Source organism: Qipengyuania gaetbuli (genome assembly GCF_009827315.1).
Taxonomy (GTDB): domain Bacteria; phylum Pseudomonadota; class Alphaproteobacteria; order Sphingomonadales; family Sphingomonadaceae; genus Qipengyuania; species Qipengyuania gaetbuli.
The window spans coordinates 501,361-518,583 of the sequence record NZ_WTYF01000004.1; the positions used below are offsets into that span (position 1 = coordinate 501,361).

General features: G+C 63.8%; 18 protein-coding genes. 16 read left to right on the forward strand and 2 right to left on the reverse strand.

Features of this window, described 5'->3' with window-relative positions; all coding sequences use genetic code 11:
* Window positions 1-67 precede the first annotated feature (67 nt).
* The 12 genes from GRI42_RS04755 to GRI42_RS04810 all read left to right on the forward strand — a co-directional run bounded on the left by GRI42_RS04755 (window position 68) and on the right by GRI42_RS04810 (window position 10,712).
* Entirely contained in the window at window positions 68-520 is a 453-nt protein-coding gene (locus tag GRI42_RS04755) for a GatB/YqeY domain-containing protein (protein ID WP_160607196.1), read from the forward strand.
* Complete coding sequence (locus GRI42_RS04760; RefSeq protein ID WP_160607197.1) at window positions 517-1,212, forward strand: hypothetical protein; 696 nt, start codon at window positions 517-519, stop codon at window positions 1,210-1,212. The genes GRI42_RS04755 and GRI42_RS04760 overlap by 4 nt, the downstream gene beginning before the upstream one ends.
* Window positions 1,213-1,244: 32 nt before the next feature.
* On the forward strand, window positions 1,245-3,146 hold the full coding sequence (gene dnaG, locus GRI42_RS04765) for a DNA primase (protein WP_160607198.1): 1,902 nt from the start codon (window positions 1,245-1,247) through the stop codon (window positions 3,144-3,146).
* 9 nt (window positions 3,147-3,155) lie between these two features.
* Window positions 3,156-5,180, forward strand: a complete 2,025-nt coding sequence (gene rpoD / locus GRI42_RS04770; protein ID WP_160607199.1) for an RNA polymerase sigma factor RpoD — start codon at window positions 3,156-3,158, stop codon at window positions 5,178-5,180.
* A gap of 195 nt (window positions 5,181-5,375) precedes the next feature.
* Window positions 5,376-6,785 carry a sensor histidine kinase gene (locus GRI42_RS04775; protein WP_407692163.1) on the forward strand — a complete coding sequence of 470 codons (1,410 nt, stop codon included), beginning with the start codon at window positions 5,376-5,378 and terminating at the stop codon, window positions 6,783-6,785.
* Window positions 6,782-7,132: a response regulator gene (locus GRI42_RS04780; protein ID WP_160607200.1), complete on the forward strand. Its 351-nt coding sequence runs from the start codon at window positions 6,782-6,784 to the stop codon at window positions 7,130-7,132. Before GRI42_RS04775 ends, GRI42_RS04780 begins: the two co-directional genes overlap by 4 nt.
* 74 nt (window positions 7,133-7,206) lie before the next feature.
* Window positions 7,207-7,644 (forward strand): ribose 5-phosphate isomerase B, encoded by a 438-nt coding sequence (rpiB, locus tag GRI42_RS04785; protein ID WP_160607201.1) that lies wholly within the window; start codon window positions 7,207-7,209, stop codon window positions 7,642-7,644.
* Window position 7,645: 1 nt separating this feature from the next.
* Window positions 7,646-8,959, forward strand: a complete 1,314-nt coding sequence (gene glyA / locus GRI42_RS04790) for a serine hydroxymethyltransferase (protein WP_160607202.1) — start codon at window positions 7,646-7,648, stop codon at window positions 8,957-8,959.
* Between the two features lie 11 nt (window positions 8,960-8,970).
* A complete protein-coding gene (locus tag GRI42_RS04795; protein WP_160607203.1) occupies window positions 8,971-9,195 on the forward strand; it encodes a hypothetical protein in 225 nt (74 codons plus the stop codon).
* Window positions 9,196-9,666, forward strand: coding sequence for a transcriptional regulator NrdR (gene nrdR / locus GRI42_RS04800; RefSeq protein WP_160607204.1), 471 nt, complete (start codon window positions 9,196-9,198; stop codon window positions 9,664-9,666).
* Complete coding sequence (locus GRI42_RS04805) at window positions 9,653-10,384, forward strand: RNA methyltransferase (RefSeq protein WP_160607205.1); 732 nt, start codon at window positions 9,653-9,655, stop codon at window positions 10,382-10,384. The genes nrdR and GRI42_RS04805 overlap by 14 nt, the downstream gene beginning before the upstream one ends.
* 67 nt (window positions 10,385-10,451) lie before the next feature.
* On the forward strand, window positions 10,452-10,712 hold the full coding sequence (locus tag GRI42_RS04810; protein ID WP_160607206.1) for a hypothetical protein: 261 nt from the start codon (window positions 10,452-10,454) through the stop codon (window positions 10,710-10,712).
* Window positions 10,713-10,728: 16 nt separating this feature from the next.
* Here the strand turns inward: GRI42_RS04810 and GRI42_RS04815 are convergent, their stop codons facing one another.
* Complete coding sequence (locus GRI42_RS04815) at window positions 10,729-11,052, reverse strand: chorismate mutase (RefSeq protein WP_160607207.1); 324 nt, start codon at window positions 11,050-11,052, stop codon at window positions 10,729-10,731.
* 91 nt (window positions 11,053-11,143) lie between these two features.
* Here GRI42_RS04815 and trpB point away from each other — a divergent pair, with 91 nt between their 5' ends.
* The 4 genes from trpB (at window position 11,144) to GRI42_RS04835 (ending at window position 15,462) form a co-directional block, all read left to right on the forward strand.
* On the forward strand, window positions 11,144-12,358 hold the full coding sequence (trpB, locus tag GRI42_RS04820) for a tryptophan synthase subunit beta (protein ID WP_160607208.1): 1,215 nt from the start codon (window positions 11,144-11,146) through the stop codon (window positions 12,356-12,358).
* Window positions 12,359-12,533: 175 nt separating this feature from the next.
* Window positions 12,534-13,325, forward strand: coding sequence for a tryptophan synthase subunit alpha (gene trpA, locus GRI42_RS04825; protein WP_160607209.1), 792 nt, complete (start codon window positions 12,534-12,536; stop codon window positions 13,323-13,325).
* A complete protein-coding gene (gene accD, locus GRI42_RS04830) occupies window positions 13,322-14,173 on the forward strand; it encodes an acetyl-CoA carboxylase, carboxyltransferase subunit beta (RefSeq protein ID WP_160607210.1) in 852 nt (283 codons plus the stop codon). The genes trpA and accD overlap by 4 nt, the downstream gene beginning before the upstream one ends.
* A gap of 8 nt (window positions 14,174-14,181) precedes the next feature.
* On the forward strand, window positions 14,182-15,462 hold the full coding sequence (locus GRI42_RS04835) for a bifunctional folylpolyglutamate synthase/dihydrofolate synthase (protein WP_160607211.1): 1,281 nt from the start codon (window positions 14,182-14,184) through the stop codon (window positions 15,460-15,462).
* On the opposite strand, the gene GRI42_RS04840 is transcribed toward GRI42_RS04835, so the two are convergent.
* Window positions 15,463-17,202, reverse strand: a complete 1,740-nt coding sequence (locus GRI42_RS04840; protein ID WP_160607212.1) for an AmpG family muropeptide MFS transporter — start codon at window positions 17,200-17,202, stop codon at window positions 15,463-15,465.
* Window positions 17,203-17,223: the final 21 nt, after the last annotated feature.

Consider the following 17,223-nt stretch of genomic DNA (forward strand, 5'->3'; position numbering starts at 1 on the left):
TTGGCTTTGTGGCAGCTTGCCTTACATGGGGCCCGAACCATCCACACATTTAGAGCGAAGAGGCCTCATGCTCCGCGAGAAGATCCAGTCCGAAACCGTCACCGCCATGAAGGCCAAGGACAAGGACCGCACCGCCGCGCTGCGCCTGATCGGGGCGAAGATCAAGGATCGCGATATCGAGCTGCGCACTTCGGACAAGAAGCCGGAGGACGACGACCTCGTCACCGACGTGCTGATGAAGATGGCCAAGCAGCGCCGCGAATCGATAGCGATGTACGAAGGCGGCGGCCGCCAGGAACTGGCCGACAAGGAAAAGGCCGAACTGGCCGTGATCGAGGAATTCCTGCCCAGGCAGCTGAGCGAGGACGAAACCCGCGCCGCGATTGCGCAGATCAAGGCCGACCTCGGCGCCGACGGCATGAAGGACATGGGCCGCGTGATGGGCGAGCTGAAGGCCCGCCACGGCGCGACGCTCGACATGACCAAGGCCAGTGGCCTCGTGAAGGAAGCGCTTTCGTGAAACGCCTCGCGCTCCTCGCCGCGCCATTCGCGCTGGCGGCCTGCGGGACGAGCGAACCGGAACCGGCCCCTTCTCCCACGCCGACGCCTGCGCAGCCGCGCACGCTCGTTGGCGCCGATCTCGATCTCTCGCTGCTCGGCGCGAAAATCGTTGGGCCGCAGGGTCCGGAGGTGGAAACGGTGCTGAGTGCCGGAAATCGCCAGATCGGCACGATGGTCAGCTTCGTCGCCTGTCCCGAAGGCACGACGGAATGCATTCCGGGCAAGATGCCGGAAGGGACCGTCTACACCTACGTCCACAGCGTGACGCTGGCCGAAGCGACCTCAGACGAGCCGGAAGCCGCTCCCAGCGAAGGTCCTGAAGTCGTCGAAAGCCCGCCGACCCTGTTCCGCACCACGGCCAAGGCCCACGGCTTCAACGCAGCGGTCGGCTATGCCAAGGCGCAGGCGCAGGCGACGCTCGGCAGCGAGGATGCGATCTCGATCACCAGCGACGACGGCCAGCTGATCTGGCGCGTGGTCGACGGGAGTGGCTGGAAGCCCGGCACGACGCTGACCTTCTGGTGGCAGTCGACGCTGGCGCCCGACGGTCCTGCCGATGCCTACCTGCTGGAAGTGGAAGGTAACCAGGCAGTCGCGCGCGGCCCCTTCCCGGCCGAGAAAAAAGCGGCAAGCGCGAAGCAGGCCAACTAGCGGTCCGCCCCTTCACCCGATAGGGAGAGGCCATGGCCCTCTCTCCCCAATGGCTGGACGAATTGCGCATGCGGACGACCCTGTCCGCAGTAATCGGGCGCACCGTCCGGCTGACCAAGGCGGGGCGCGAGTTCAGGGCCTGTTGCCCGTTTCACAACGAGAAGACGCCAAGCTTCTACGTCAATGACGAGAAGGGCTTCTACCACTGCTTCGGCTGCGAAGCGCATGGCGATGCGATCCGCTGGCTGACCGACCAGCGCGGCATGCCGTTCATGGATGCGGTGAAGGAACTGGCGGCCGAGGCCGGGATGGAAGTGCCCGCCCCCGACCCGCAGGCCGCCCGCCGCGCGGAAAAGCGCGCCAGCCTGCATGACGTGACCGCTGCCGCGCAGGAATGGTTCGAAGGCAACCTCAGGGGCGCGGACGGTGCGCGTGCATGTTCATACCTCTCGCGTCGCGGCTTCTCGGAGGCCACGGTTCGCGAATTCGGCTTCGGCTATGCGCCGGAAGACCGGCAGGCGCTGAAATCCGCCCTGTCGCGCTTCGAAGAGCCGATGCTGATCGAGGCCGGGATGCGCATCACGGTCGAGGACAAGGAGTCTTACGACAGGTTCCGCGGGCGCCTGATGCTCCCCATCCACGATGCCCGCGGCCGCGTTATCGCGTTCGGCGGACGCATCCTCGATGGCGACAGCAATCCCAACGCGCCGAAATACCTGAACTCGCCCGACACCCCGCTCTTCGACAAGGGGCGCACTCTCTACAATCTCCACCGTGCCGCTCCGGCCGCGCGGCAATCGGGCCGCATGATCGTCGTCGAAGGCTACATGGACGCAATCGCACTTGCCAATGCCGGCATCCGCGAAGCCGTGGCACCGCTCGGGACCGCGCTGACCGAAAACCAGATCGAGCTGCTTTGGCGACAGGTCGAACGTCCCATTCTGTGCTTCGACGGCGACAATGCCGGGCAGCGGGCCGCCATGCGCGCCATCGAAAGGTCACTCCCGATGCTGCGCCCCGGCCACTCGCTGTCCATCGTGCGCCTGCCCGCAGGCATGGATCCCGACGACCTCATCCGGGAACGCGGCGTCGGTGCGATCGAGGAACTGCTTGCCGCGCCTGCCAGCCTGCTCGACACCCTCTGGGAATTTGAGAAAGCCGCCGCACCGCTTACCTCTCCCGAGGAAAAGGCCGGACTGAAGGCAAGACTGATGCACCATGTCGAGGCGATCCAGCACCCCGACATCAGGGCGCTCTACAAGCGAGAGTTGACCCAGCGCTTTTCGGATTTCGCCTTCCCGCCGCGCCCCCAGCGCGAATTCAAGCCGCACGGCGAATGGAAGAAGGGCGGGTTCCCGGCCGTTTCTCCCCAGCTTTCGCGCGAGGCGGAACAGCGCCTCAAGCGGGCCATCGAAGGTGGCTCGCGCGACCGGCTGGCAAGCGCCGTCATCCACGGACTGCTGCGGCATCCCGGCGAAATCGCGCGGCATGAGGCCGCCCTCGCCCGCGTTGCCCAAAGTGACCGAAATGTCGGACCGGCGATAGATTCGCTGCTCGCCGCTGCCGAAACGCTTGATTCGCTGGCCGGATCGCCCATATCGCTACCAGACGGCCTACCTGCCCCACCGGAAACCCGATTATTCGCCTTTCTCGATGAAGGCACCGACCCAGGTGATGCGCGCGAGGACTTGGCCGAAGCCGTGTCACTGCTGGTCGAAAGGCCGGCACTCGAAGCCGCGCTCGCTGCCGCGACCGCACGATTCGAGAGCGATCCCGAAGGGGCTTTCGCCGAGCAGCAGCGCCTGTTGAAGCGAAAGCTGGAATTCGAGGCGCGACTCGGGCAAATGGCAAGCCGCAAGGCCGCTTCGGCGGCTACGAAAGATTCAGAAGCCGCGCAGGATACCGGGCCTGCAAGTGGCGATAGTACGGACTGATTGCTCTTTATGGCCACCAAGACCAAGTCGGGCGACAAGGATGACGCTCCGCTGATCGACCTCAACGAAGCTTCGGTGAAGAAGCTGCTCTCGAAAGCGAAGAAAAAGGGTTACGTCACTTACGACGAACTCAACGACGCGCTGCCGCAGGGCGAAATGAGTTCCGACCAGATCGAGGACATCCAGTCGGCGCTGTCCGAAATGGGCGTGCAGATCGTCGAGAACGACGAAGATGCCGAACAGGACGACGAGGTTGAGGAAATCGCGCCTGCCCCCTCTTCCGGTGAAGAGAAGGAAGCGGCCAAGAAGCCGGCCGGCCCGAAGAAGCTGGCCGCGGGCGAACGCACCGACGATCCGGTGCGCATGTACCTGCGCGAAATGGGCGCGGTGGAACTGCTCAGCCGCGAAGGCGAAATCGCGATTGCCAAGCGTATCGAGGCGGGCCGCGATATGATGATCATGGGCCTGTGCCAGAGCCCGATCACCTTCCACGCCATTATCCAGTGGTCCGAAGCCCTCAACAACGAGGAAATGCAGCTGCGCGAGATCCTCGATCTCGACGCCATGCTGTCCAAGGAACCGCCGGCCGACAAGCTGAACGACGACGCCGAAGACGACGACGACGACGGCGAGATCTCGGAAGAAACCGCCGGCCCGACCATCCGCGATGACGACGAGGATGACGACGAGGACGAAAGCGGCGACGATGACGACGAAGACGGCGAAGGTTCGTCCAAGCGCCGCGACGACGACGACGAGGAAGACAACACCATGTCCCTCGCCCAGATGGAAGCCGCGCTGAAGCCGGATGCCATCGAGCGTTTCGCACGCATCACCGATCTCTTCGGCAAGTTCGAGAAGCTGCAGGCAGAACGCGTCGAGGTCATGGGCCGCGGAGAAAATTTCCCGCCCGCCAAGGAAAAGAAGTACGAAGCGCTGTCGGAACAGCTCACCGCCGAGGTGGAGAGCGTCCAGTTCCACGCGACCAAGATCGAATTCCTGGTCGACAATCTCTATGCCTTCAACCGCCGCCTGACCGCCCTCGGCGGCCAGATGCTGCGCCTTGCGGAACGCCACAAGGTCAAGCGTTCGGACTTCCTCGATGCCTATATCGGCAACGAGCTCGACGACACGTGGATGGAAGAGAAGGTCAAGAAGGACAAGAAGTGGGCCGCCTTCGCCGAGAAGGAAGCCGACGCGATCGACCGCATCCGCGCCGAGATCACCGACATCGCCAGCCAGACCGGCATGGCGCTGCCCGAATTCCGCCGCATCGTAAACATGGTCCAGAAGGGCGAGCGTGAAGCGCGTATCGCCAAGAAGGAAATGGTCGAGGCGAACCTGCGCCTCGTGATCTCGATCGCGAAGAAGTATACCAACCGCGGCCTGCAGTTCCTCGACCTGATCCAGGAAGGGAACATCGGCCTGATGAAGGCGGTCGACAAGTTCGAATACCGCCGCGGCTACAAGTTCAGCACCTATGCGACGTGGTGGATCAGGCAGGCGATCACCCGCTCGATCGCCGACCAGGCCCGCACGATCCGTATCCCGGTCCACATGATCGAGACGATCAACAAGCTGGTCCGCTGTTCGCGCCAGTTCCTGCACGACCAGGGCCGCGAACCGACGCCCGAAGAGATGGCGGAGAAGCTCTCCATGCCGCTCGAAAAGGTGCGCAAGGTGATGAAGATCGCCAAGGAACCGATCAGCCTCGAAACGCCGATCGGCGACGAGGAAGATTCGCACCTCGGCGATTTCATCGAGGACAAGAACGCGATCATCCCGGTGGACGCGGCAATCCAGGCGAACCTCAAGGAAACGGTCACCCGCGTCCTTGCCTCGCTTACGCCGCGTGAAGAACGCGTGCTGCGCATGCGCTTCGGCATCGGCATGAACACCGATCACACGCTGGAGGAAGTGGGCCAGCAGTTCTCGGTGACGCGCGAGCGTATCCGCCAGATCGAAGCGAAGGCACTGCGCAAGCTCAAGCACCCGAGCCGCAGCCGCAAGATGCGCAGCTTCCTCGACCAGTAATTTCCAGTCCGGTCGGGGCTATCTCACTGATAAGCCCCGACTGTCGGCGCCCCTGGACCAATCACTCGAAAACATTCCCGTTTTTGCGGGAACCACGCGCTTCCGTGACGATTGCGTGCGGTAAGAGGTCGATACGCCGGACGCACGATCCGGAACGCCTTCGGGGGTAAGCGCATACCGCAACACGTATCAGAAATCGACTTCCGGGAGCTCCTCGCCAGCTCGCCCAACCCCTATGTCCTGTTGAACCGCGACCTCGAAATCGCCTGGATGAACGACGCCTACCTGCGCGTCACCATGCGGGATCGGGATTCGATCGAGGGTCGCAACATATTCGAGGCATTCCCGAGCGAAGGCGAAAGCTACCGCCAGTTGTCGGAATCCCTCGAACGCGTACTCCGGACCGGAGAACCCGACGAAATCGCGCATATCCGCTACGATATCGCCAATCCCGACGGCAGTTTCGACACGCATTTCTGGAGCGCGACCCACACGCCGCTAAAAGGTGACGACGGACAGGTCCGATACATTCTCCAGCATACGGTCAACATTACCGAACTGGAGACCCTGCGCCGGACCATCGACGAGGCCGGCGTCGTCGAACGGGCGAAGAAGGTCGAGGAGCGCTACCGGACCGCTTCGGAAGAGCTGGAACGCGCGCGGATGCTGCTGGAGCAGGCCCCGGGATTTGTCGCGGTCCTGTCAGGCCCCGAACATAATTTCGTGCTCGCAAACGCTGCATACCGTCGCCTTCTCGGCGGTCGCAAGCTGATCGGGCGCACTATCGCAGAAGCCCTGCCCGAAGTCGTGGAACAGGGCTTCCTGCGCATCCTCGACGAGGTCCGCGCCACCGGCAAACCCTATTTCGGCAATCGAGAACTGGTGACCCTCGTCGACCCGGAAACGGGCAAGGCGGAGGAATCACACCTCGAATTCATCTTCCAGCCCATCAGCGAAAAATCGGGCGAGGTGACTGGCATCCTGATCCAGGGATACGACGTCAGCGAAGAGGTGGAGGCGGAAGAGCGGCAGAAACTGCTGATCAACGAACTCAATCACCGCGTGAAGAATACGCTCGCCATCGTGCAGGGCCTCGCCCAGCAGTCGTTCAAGACGGACCAGGGCGACCATGGCCTCGATGTCTTCGCCGCGCGCCTTGCTGCGCTCGCCAGCGCGCACAATCTGCTCACCGAGTTCAACTGGAAGAAAGCCGACGTCGAGAAGATCGTCCGCCGTTCGCTGGAGGCCACCGCCGGAACCCAGTCGGAACGGTATTCGCTGACCGGACCCAAGGTCACGCTCGACCCGCAATCTGCAGTCGCCCTGGCCATGGTAGTCCATGAACTGGCCACCAACGCCCTTAAGTACGGAGCTCTGTCGGACGACAAGGGCTGCATCAACATCACCTGGGACCGCCGCTCAGAGGAAGACGGATCACGCCTGATCTTCGACTGGCGCGAAAGCGGCGGGCCTGCCATCGATGCCCCGACCCGGCGCGGCTTCGGGTCCCGACTCATCTCCCGCGCCTTCGGCAATCGCGGCGACTGCGCCGACCTCACCTACCACGAAGACGGCCTGCATTGCCGCTTGGAGACGAAACTGTGAAACTCGACGGTGCCCGGCTTTTGATACTGGAAGACGAACCGATCATCGCTTTCGGCCTCGAAGACATGTTGCTCGATGAAGGCGCACAGGTTTCTCTCGCCACGGCGCTGGACGAAGCGGAAGACCACTTGGCCGGCAGTACGTTCGATTGCGCGATACTCGACGTAAACGTGCGCGGGGAAAAGAGCTACGGTTTCGCCGAGGCGCTAAAGGGCCGCGGCATCCGCTTCATTTTCGCCACCGGCTACGGCGAAAGCGCCCATCCGGACGAATTCATGGACGTACCGACGATCACCAAGCCCTATTCGATCCAGCAAATCAGGGACACGCTGGAACGCCTCGCCTGACAAGGGGCAGGATCAGCCGTGGATGACGGCACAAGACGGTGGATTGCCATTCCGTAAGTGCGTATGGCCGCCCCATGCGTATCGCCATTGCTTCCGACCATGCCGCCATCGACCTGAAGGCCGAACTGCGCGACTGGCTTATCGAACAGGGTCACGAGGTCGCCGACCTCGGTCCTGACACCACCGAAAGCGTCGATTACCCCGATTTCGGCTATCGCCTCGCCGGCGTGGTGGCTGACGGGACCGCCGAGCGCGGCGTGGCGCTGTGCGGGTCGGGTATCGGCATCTCGATCTCGGTCAACCGCAATCCCGCCGTCCGCTGTGCCCTCGTCTCGGAACCGCTTTCGGCAAGCCTTGCCCGCGAGCACAACGACGCCAATTGCATCGCCATGGGCGCGCGTCTGACCGGCAGCGACATGGCCAAGGCGTGCCTTACCGCTTTCCTCGAAACCGACTTCGCAGGCGGCCGCCACCAGCGCCGCGTCGACAAGCTCTCCAACCCGGAATTCTGACATGGCTACCCAGGCAAAAGATACCTCGCGCGACCCGATGGACCGTTTCTGGCACGACACGCTGGCCCAAGCCGATCCGGAAATCCACGAGGCTATCCGCAAGGAACTCAAGCGCCAGCAGGACAAGATCGAGCTGATCGCGTCCGAGAACATCGCGTCCTCCGCAGTGCTGGAGGCGACCGGTTCGGTCTTCACCAACAAGTATGCCGAAGGCTATCCGGGCAAGCGCTATTACGGCGGCTGCGACTATGCCGACGTGGTCGAAACGCTGGCAATTGAGCGCGCCAAGCAATTGTTTGGATGCGAGTTTGCCAATGTGCAGCCCAATTCGGGCAGCCAGATGAACCAGGCCGTGTTCCTTGCGCTGCTGCAGCCGGGCGACACTTTCATGGGCCTCGACCTCAATTCCGGCGGACACCTCACCCATGGCTCGCCCGTCAACATGAGCGGCAAGTGGTTCAACCCGGTCAGCTACGGCGTTCGCAAGGACGACGAACTGATCGACATGGACGAGGTCATGGCCACGGCGAAGGAGCACAAGCCCAAGCTGATCATCGCGGGCGGCACTGCCTATTCACGCGTCTGGGACTGGGCCGCGTTCCGCAAGGTCGCTGACGAGGTCGGCGCCTATCTCATGGTCGACATGAGCCACATCTCCGGCCTCGTGGCTGGCGGTGCCCACCCCTCGCCCTTCCCGCATGCCCATGTTGTCACCACGACGACCCACAAGTCGCTGCGCGGTCCGCGCTCAGGCGTGATCCTGTGGGATCACGATGAACTGACCAAGCCGATCAACATGGCTGTCTTTCCCGGCATGCAGGGCGGCCCGCTCATGCACGTCGTCGCGGCCAAGGCGGTAGCATTCGGCGAAGCGCTTCGTCCGGACTTCAAGGATTACGCGCACCGCGTGGTCGAAAACGCCCGCGCGCTGGCCAAGAGCATCGAGGCAAACGGCCTGCGCGTCGTGTCCGGCGGCACGGACAACCATTCGATGTTGGTCGACCTCACCGCCAAGGACGTGACGGGCAAGGCGGCCGAAGCCGGGCTCGACCGGGCATGGCTGACCTGCAACAAGAACGGCATCCCCTACGACACGCGCAGCCCCTTCGTGACCAGCGGCATCCGCCTCGGCACGCCTGCGGGCACCACGCGCGGCTTCGGGCCGGCCGAGTTCGAGCAGGTAGGCAAGCTCATCTGCGAAGTGGTAGAAGGCCTCTCCCGCAATGGCCCCGAAGGTGACGGTCAGGTGGAAGAGCAGGTTCGCGGCAAGGTCGCCGAACTCTGCGCCGCCTTCCCGGTCTATCCGGGGCGCTAAGGAGACATCCGATGGAAGACCGCGAACCCGGACACCAGGATCACGACCTCATCCCCGACGCCACGGAAGAGGTGAAGAGCATGGCCAAGCAGGGGCTCGACCATCCGTCGACCAAGCCGGTCCTCGTCGGCGCGGCCATCGGCGCGGTAGCCGGCGGAATCCTTCCCGTGGTGACCTGGCCCATCGGCCTCGTGGCCGGAGCCGGCATAGCTCTCTACAAACGACTAAGGCCGTAAATGCGCTGTCCATTTTGTGCCAATGACGACAGCCAGGTAAAGGATAGTCGTCCGACCGAGGATTCCACCTCGATCCGGCGCCGCCGCCAGTGTTCGAGCTGCGGCGCACGCTTCACGACGTTCGAACGCGTCCAGCTGCGCGAAGTCACGGTGGTCAAATCCGGCGACCGGCGCGAAGCTTTCGACCGGAGCAAACTGGAACAGTCCATTTCGCTCGCCTGCCGCAAGCGCGACGTTTCCGCGGACCGGATCGACCGGCTTGTGTCGGGCATCCAGCGCCAGGTGGAAACTGCCGGAGAGGCCGAAGTTGCATCGCAGCGCATCGGCGAAATGGTGATGGACGGCCTGCGCCAGCTCGACAGCGTTGCCTATATCCGTTTCGCCTCGGTCTATCGCGATTTCAACGAAGCCCGCGATTTCGAGGAATTCGCCAGCACCGTGCAGGAAGCCGCCGCCAATGAGCGAGGCTGACCAGCACAAGCCGGTAATCGTCCTCGTTCGGCCGCAACTGGGCGAGAATATCGGCAAGGCGGCCCGCGCCATGCTGAATTTCGGGTTGGTGGAACTACGCCTCGTAGAACCGCGCGACGGCTGGCCCAACCCTTCGGCAGGCCCGGCAGCAGCTGGCGCAGATGTGGTGCTCGACATGGCGGAAGTGTTCGCCTCGACGGCCGAAGCCGTGGCCGATTGCGGGCATGTCTATGCGACGACGGTCCGCAAGCGCGGCGTGACGAAGCCGGTCTACACCCCCGAAGAGGCTGCCCGCGAAATGGCCGGGGCAGTTGGGCGCAGCGCGATCCTGTTCGGCCCCGAACGCTCTGGGCTGGCAACCGAGGACGTGGCCCTTGCCCGCGCTATCCTGACGGTGCCGATCAATCCGGACTTCGGCTCGCTCAATCTCGCGCAGGCGGTGATCCTGTGCGCCTACGAGTGGTCGAAACACGAAAACCTCGTGCAGCCGACGCAGGAAGACCTCCTGCCCCCCGCCCCGCAGGACGAGCTCGAAGGACTGATCGGCCATCTCGAAGGCATGCTGGAGCCCAAGGGCTACTTCCTCCCAGCGACGCGCGCCGACGCCACGCGGCGCACGCTTCGCGGCGTGCTGACCAAGCCGGGCTGGAACCACCTAGAGGTGCGCACGCTGCGCGGCGTTTTGTCGAGCCTGGAACGCCGTTCGAAGAAAGACTGAACGTTTGCGGGAAAACCGGCGCCATCGCTATCCCCACACGAATCCCCTGTATTTTAAGGACTTCCCCATGCGTATCGCCCTGACTGCACTTTCCGTCCTCGCGCTTTCGGCCCCGCTGGCCGCGCAGGATCACTCGCACCACGGCGATCACGCGACGACCGAAGCCAAGCAGGATGCCGCAAAGGCCGAGAAGAAGAAGCAGAAGAAGATCTGCAAGAACGTCGGCAACATGGGCACGCGCTTCTCGGAAAAAGTCTGCCTGACCGAAGCCGAATGGGAAGCCGAACGCCGCGCGACCCAGGACGGTATCCGCGACGCCAAGCGCTGAGGAGGCGGCCTGGGCTTCAGCTGCGCAGGCGGTCCCATTCCTCGAGTTCGTAGGCAATCGAGGTTTCGACCAGCTCTTCCCATATCTGCGCGATCTTTCCGGCGGGAAGGTCGCGCTTTTCCGCATCAAGGCGGGCGTTGGCGATCACTTCCGCCTTGCGCGCCTCGTCCCGCACGACATTACGGTCCTGCTTGATGCGCGCAGCTGCACGCATGTAGCCGAACCGCCGGTCGAGCAGGGCCATCAGTTCGCGGTCCGTGCTGTCTACCCCTGCGCGCACTTCGCGCATGTCGGTGCAGTCTTCGGGCAGCGTGATTTCAACGGGCTTGGTCGTGTCCATGGGGGCGGCGCATGGCGAAGCCAGACGCGCTTGTCGAGGGCAAACCAAACCCTCTCTCGACATAGCCCTTTTGCATCGTCATGGAGGCCGCATGGTTAGCCAGGCAAATACCTTCCGCAACATGCCGGACGAGCGCGGCCATTTCGGCGATTATGGCGGCCGCTATGTCGCCGAAACGCTGATGCCGCTCGTCCTCGATCTCGAACGCGAATACCGGGCGGCGCAGGCCGATCCGGAATTCCAGCGCCAATTCGACGATTTGCTCGAACATTACGTGGGCCGCCCTTCCCCGCTCTATTTCGCAGAGCGGCTGACAGAGGCGCTCGGCGGCGCGCAGGTCTGGTTCAAGCGCGACGAGCTGAACCACACGGGCGCGCACAAGATCAACAATTGCATCGGGCAGATCCTGCTCGCGATCCGCATGGGCAAGACGCGCATCATCGCGGAAACCGGCGCCGGCCAGCACGGCGTAGCGACAGCCACGGTCTGCGCGCGCTTCGGCCTGCCCTGCGTGGTCTACATGGGCGCAGAGGACGTGCGGCGGCAGTCGCCCAACGTCTTCCGCATGAAGCTGCTGGGCGCAGAAGTCGTGCCCGTCACCAGCGGCCGGGGGACGCTGAAGGATGCGATGAACGAAGGGCTGCGCGACTGGGTCGCGAACGTCCACGACACCTTCTACATCATCGGGACCGCCGCCGGCCCGCACCCCTATCCCGAGCTCGTCCGCGACTTCCAGAGCGTGATCGGCAAGGAAGCACGCGCGCAGATGCTCGACCGCATCGGCCGCCTGCCCGACCTTCTGGTGGCAGCGATCGGCGGCGGTTCGAATGCGCTTGGCCTGTTCCACCCATTCCTCGACGATCCGGACGTGAAGATGCTGGGCGTGGAAGCGGCGGGCTACGGCCTCGACGGCGACCAGCACGCGGCCAGCCTGCTCGGCGGCTTTCCCGGCGTGCTTCACGGCAACAAGACCTACCTACTGCAGGACGATGACGGCCAGATTACCGAAGGCCACTCGATCAGCGCAGGGCTGGATTATCCGGGCATCGGGCCGGAACATGCGTGGCTCAAGGACATGGGCCGCGTGGAATACACCGCCATAACCGACGATGAGGCGCTCGACGCGTTCCAGCTGCTCTGCCGCACGGAAGGCATCATTCCCGCGCTCGAACCCAGCCACGCCATCGCGGCGGTCGCCAAGCGCGCGAAGGAAATGCCGAAGGACAGCGTGATCCTCGCCAACCTCTGCGGTCGGGGAGACAAGGACATATTCACCGTCGCCGAGCGGCTGGGAGTGGAAATGTGACTACGGCAAGGAAGCCAGCGATATACGCGGGTGTAATCTCGGGAGTCGTCTTCGCGGCACTGACCTCCGCTTACAATCTCTACAGCGGAAAGGGATTTGACCCCGGTCTGGCAGTCGCGGCCGCAATTATCTTCGGTATGGGAATGACCGCCTCCTACTTGCGAGAGCAGGCAAAATGACCCGCCTCGCCAACGCCTTCAACAAGCCCCATCCCGCTCTCGTCTGCTTCATCACGGCAGGCGACGGCGACACTGCGGCCAATCTCGACGCTCTGGTCGAGGGCGGCGCGGACGTGATCGAACTCGGCATGCCGTTTACTGATCCGATGGCAGACGGTCCGGCCATCCAGGCAGCGAACATCCGCTCGCTCAATGCGGGAACGAGCACAGCCGACGTGCTGTGGATCGCACGCAAGTTCCGCGACCGGCATCCTGAGGTTCCGCTCGTGCTCATGGGTTATGCGAACCCGATGATCCGGCGCGGTTCGGACTGGTTCGCCAAGGCAGCAAAAGAAGCGGGTATCGACGGCGTGATCTGTGTCGACATCCCGCCCGAAGAGGACGATGCTTTGGGTCCGTACCTTCGCGATGCGGGCATCTCCCCCATTCGCCTCGCAACGCCGACAACCGATGCAAAGCGCCTGCCGCAGGTCCTCGAAGGGTCTTCGGGCTTCCTCTACTATGTCGCCGTGGCCGGCATCACCGGCATGCAGCAGGCCGCAATCGAATCGATCGAGGCCAATGTGAGCCGAATCAAGCAGTCGACCGACATCCCCGTGGCCGTCGGTTTCGGCGTCCGCACGCCCGAACAGGCCGGCGAGATCGCGCGCGTGGCAGACGGGGTGGTCGTGGGTTCCGCGCTGGTCGAGCTCGTCGCGGAACACGGGGCGCAGGCACCGGCAAAGCTGCGCGAACTCACCGCAGGGCTTGCCAAGGCGGTCCATTCGGCGGCAAGGGCCAGCGCATGAACTGGTTCACGCGCGTCCGCAATTCGCTCACCTCGCTGTCCAAGCGCAGCACCGACAAGGATCTCTGGGTCAAATGCCCGAGCTGCCAGCAGATGGTGTTTGCGCAGGAATATCAGGAAAACGCCTTCGTCTGCCCGCGCTGCGACCACCATGGCCGCATAGGCGCTGATGAGCGGCTGGCACAGATCCTCGACGAAGGGTTCGAGGCGCTGCCGATTCCTGACGTGAAGGAAGATCCGCTCAAGTTCCGCGATACGTCGAAATATACCGACCGCCTGAAGAAGGCCCGCGGGAAGAGCCCGCACAAGGACGCCTTCCTTGTCGGTTCGGGTGCGATCGAGGGCAAGCCCGCGGTCGTCGGTGTGCAGGACTTCGGCTTCATGGGCGGATCGATGGGGATGGCCGTGGGTACTGCCTTCTGCCAAGGCGCCGAACGCGCGCTGACGCGGCATTGCCCTTACATCGTCGTGACCGCTGCTGGCGGTGCGCGCATGCAGGAGGGCATTCTCAGCCTGATGCAGATGCCCAAGGCGACCGTGATGACCCGCCGCCTCAAGGAAGCGGGGCTGCCCTACATAGTCGTCCTTACCGACCCGACCACGGGCGGCGTGACGGCAAGCTATGCCATGCTCGGCGATGTGCACTTGGCAGAACCGGGCGCGCTGATCGGCTTTGCCGGCCAGCGCGTGATCCAGGACACTATTCGCGAGCAGCTGCCCGACGGTTTCCAGCGCGCCGAGTACCTGCACAAGCATGGCATGGTCGACATGGTCGTCCACCGCCACGACCTGCGCGATACGCTGGCGACACTGATCGACTACCTCGCCCCTTCGGCTGAGGCAGCCTGACCCCTTCCATGCGGGATTTCGCCCGCTCCGAAAGCCCTGCGGTCCAGGCCCAGCTCGACCGGCTGGGACTGTTGAGCGTGCCCGACGGGCGCCTCGGCCTCGACACGATCCGCGCGCTGCTCGACCGGCTTGGTAATCCGCACCGCAGGCTGCCGCCGGTGTTCCATGTCGCCGGGACCAACGGCAAGGGTTCGACCTGCGCCTTCCTGCGCGCCATGCTGGAGGCGGAAGGGTACAGGGTCCACGTCACCACCAGCCCGCATCTCGTGCGCTACAACGAGCGCATCCGCGTGGCGGGCACGCTGATTTCGGACGAGCGGCTCGCCGATCTGCTGGCGGAGGTTCTGGATGTGGGCGAAGACCTCAACCCCAGCTTCTTCGAAGTCACCATCGCAGCCGCCTTCCTGGAATTCGCACGCGTTGCGGCGGATGCCTGCGTGGTCGAAGTCGGCCTCGGCGGACGCTTCGATGCGACAAATGTGCTCGAACCGGACGTTCTCGCCGCCTGCGGCATCGCTGCGCTGGGCGTCGATCACGAACGCTTCCTTCTCGCGCCCGAGGACGGCGTTCCGACCTTGCCGATCGCCCGTATCGCCTTCGAGAAGGCAGGAATTGCCAAACCCGGCGTTCCGATGGTCACGCTGGAGGATAGCCATCTCCCGGAAGCCGAACAGGTAATCAGGGATGTGGCCGAGAGCGTCGGCGCGCCGCTCCACATGGTTCGCTCCTTCGGCAAGGGGAGCATCACGCCCGATGCATCCGGCTATCCCGAACCCGGCCTTGGCGGCGCGCATCAGGAACGGAACGCAGCCCTCGCCAATGGCATGTTGCGCGCGCAAGCGAGGCTGGCGATCAGTGAAGAAGCGATCAGGACCGGCATCGAGACGGCCAGATGGCCTGCACGGATGCAGCGCCTGGGTGCAGGTCCGCTGACCGCGCTCGTAGCTGATCGGGACGTCTGGCTGGATGGCGGCCACAACTCCAGCGCCGGACTTGCTATTGCGGATGCGTTCTCCGGCCCGCTCCATCTCGTTTTGGGCATGCTGGACAACAAGGACCCGCGCTCACTGCTAGATGCCCTGGGCGACCGGATCCGCTCGCTTGCGGTGGTCCCGATCCCGGGGCACGCGGCGCACGGTGTCGAGGCTTTCGGCATGGACGCGAAGAGGGCCGACGATGTCGTGGATGCGCTCTCCGCCCTGCCGGCAGACGGCCATCCCGTGCTCATTGCAGGCTCGCTCTACCTCGCTGGCGAGGTCCTGCGCCTCAACGACGAATTGCCCGACTGATCACTCAGCCGGGAATCGTTCCCCCACTTCTGGCGCGACGATACCCGCAGCCGCCTTGCCGCGGCTCTCGCGGTACCATTCGAAGCATACCAGCACGGCTGCCGCGAGGCCTATCCACGTCGTCAGGATGAAGACGTCGTAATAGCCCTGGTTCTCGATCATCTCGCCCAGCGCGCCGCGGCCAAGCGTGCCCACCAGCAGCGTCAGCGAGGACAGCAGCGCGTATTGCACCGCGCTGAACTGCTTCGAGACGATCGAGGACAGCCAGGCGATATAGGCTGCCCCGGCGATACCGATGGCAAGGTTCTCGAACCCGATGGTGATGGTCAGCTTGGCAAGCTCCGCATCGCCGATCTCGGGGATCTGCATGATCATGTAAGTGAAGCCGATCGCATCGCTGAAGGCCTGCATGTTTGCACCGCCCACCGCCATGTCGGCGTAAAGCAGGTTGGTCAGTGCGGCTAGGACACCGCCGATCAGCAGCGTCGCCATGCGCCCTATCGTTGTCAGCATGAAGCCACCCAAAGCAAGGCCGAGAATGATCGCACCAACGCCGAAGAACTTCGAGGCGAAGGCGACGTCGTCATTCGTGTACTCGAGTTCGCCGAGATAGAACGGATAAGCGAAGGTGCCCCAGATCGCGTCGCAGATGCGATAGGTAAGCACCACGGCGAGGATCAACACGAGCGACCAGCCCATCCGGCCAACGAACTCCACCAAAGGCAGCACCAGCGCGCGATAGAGATGGTCCATTGCATAGGCCCCGCCCGCCGCAGGGTCCTCGTCTTCGGTCAGCAAATGCCTGCCCTGCCGCTTCTGCGATGCCAGCCAGCCGGCGATGAGCGCAGGGAGAATAATCGTCGCCACGATGATCCACGGACCGTAAGTCAGCGTGAATTCCGTGGGGTTCGGCCGGTCCTCCGGCGCATAGGTCATCGACATGATCATGAAGGCCAGCACCGCGCCGATGGCGACTGCCCAGAGCAGTCCGACGAGCGCCAGCGCCCGGCCGCGCACGGCAGGCGACAGTTCGCCGGCCTTGCGCAGCGCGCGAACCTGCAACTCGCTTTCGGAAGCGACGTCTTCCGCTTCCTCGGCCGCGTTCGGGGCCCACAGGCCGACAAACCCGACCGCCAGCAGGATTGCGCCCATCATCATGTAGGTTTCGGGCCAGCCGATGCGCGCGGCGATGATCAGTCCGAAAGCCCCGCCGACGAGCGATGATAGCCTGTAGCCCATCTGGTAGACGGTGGAGAGGATATCGATCGTGGCTTCCTCGTCGGCGACATCGATACGCCAGGCATTGATTGCGATGTCCTGCGTAGCGCTGGCAAATGCGCCGATACCGGCAAGGAGGCTGAACCATCCGAGCTGGGTCTTGGGTTCGAGCAGCGCCATGGTGACGAGGATCGTCCCTAGCAGCACCTGTGCCGGTACGATCCATTGCTTGCGCCGACCAAGCCTGCGCAGGACGGGAATATTCACCTTGTCGATCATCGGCGACCAGAGGAACTGGAAGGCATAGGCAAGCCCGATAAGCGAGAAGACGCCCATCGTCTCGAGGTCCACTTCGGCTTCCGTAAGCCAGGCGAACAAGGTGCCCAGGAACAGGGCAAAGGGCAGGCCGCTGGCAAAGCCGAACAGCACCATGAAACCCGTTTTCCTGTTCGAGAGCGCCAGCCCCAAGGCACGCCAAGCGGAAATCTTCTTTTTCTTCGCGTCCGCGACCGCTTCGGCCATTCCCTAGCGTCCTTCCTAAAT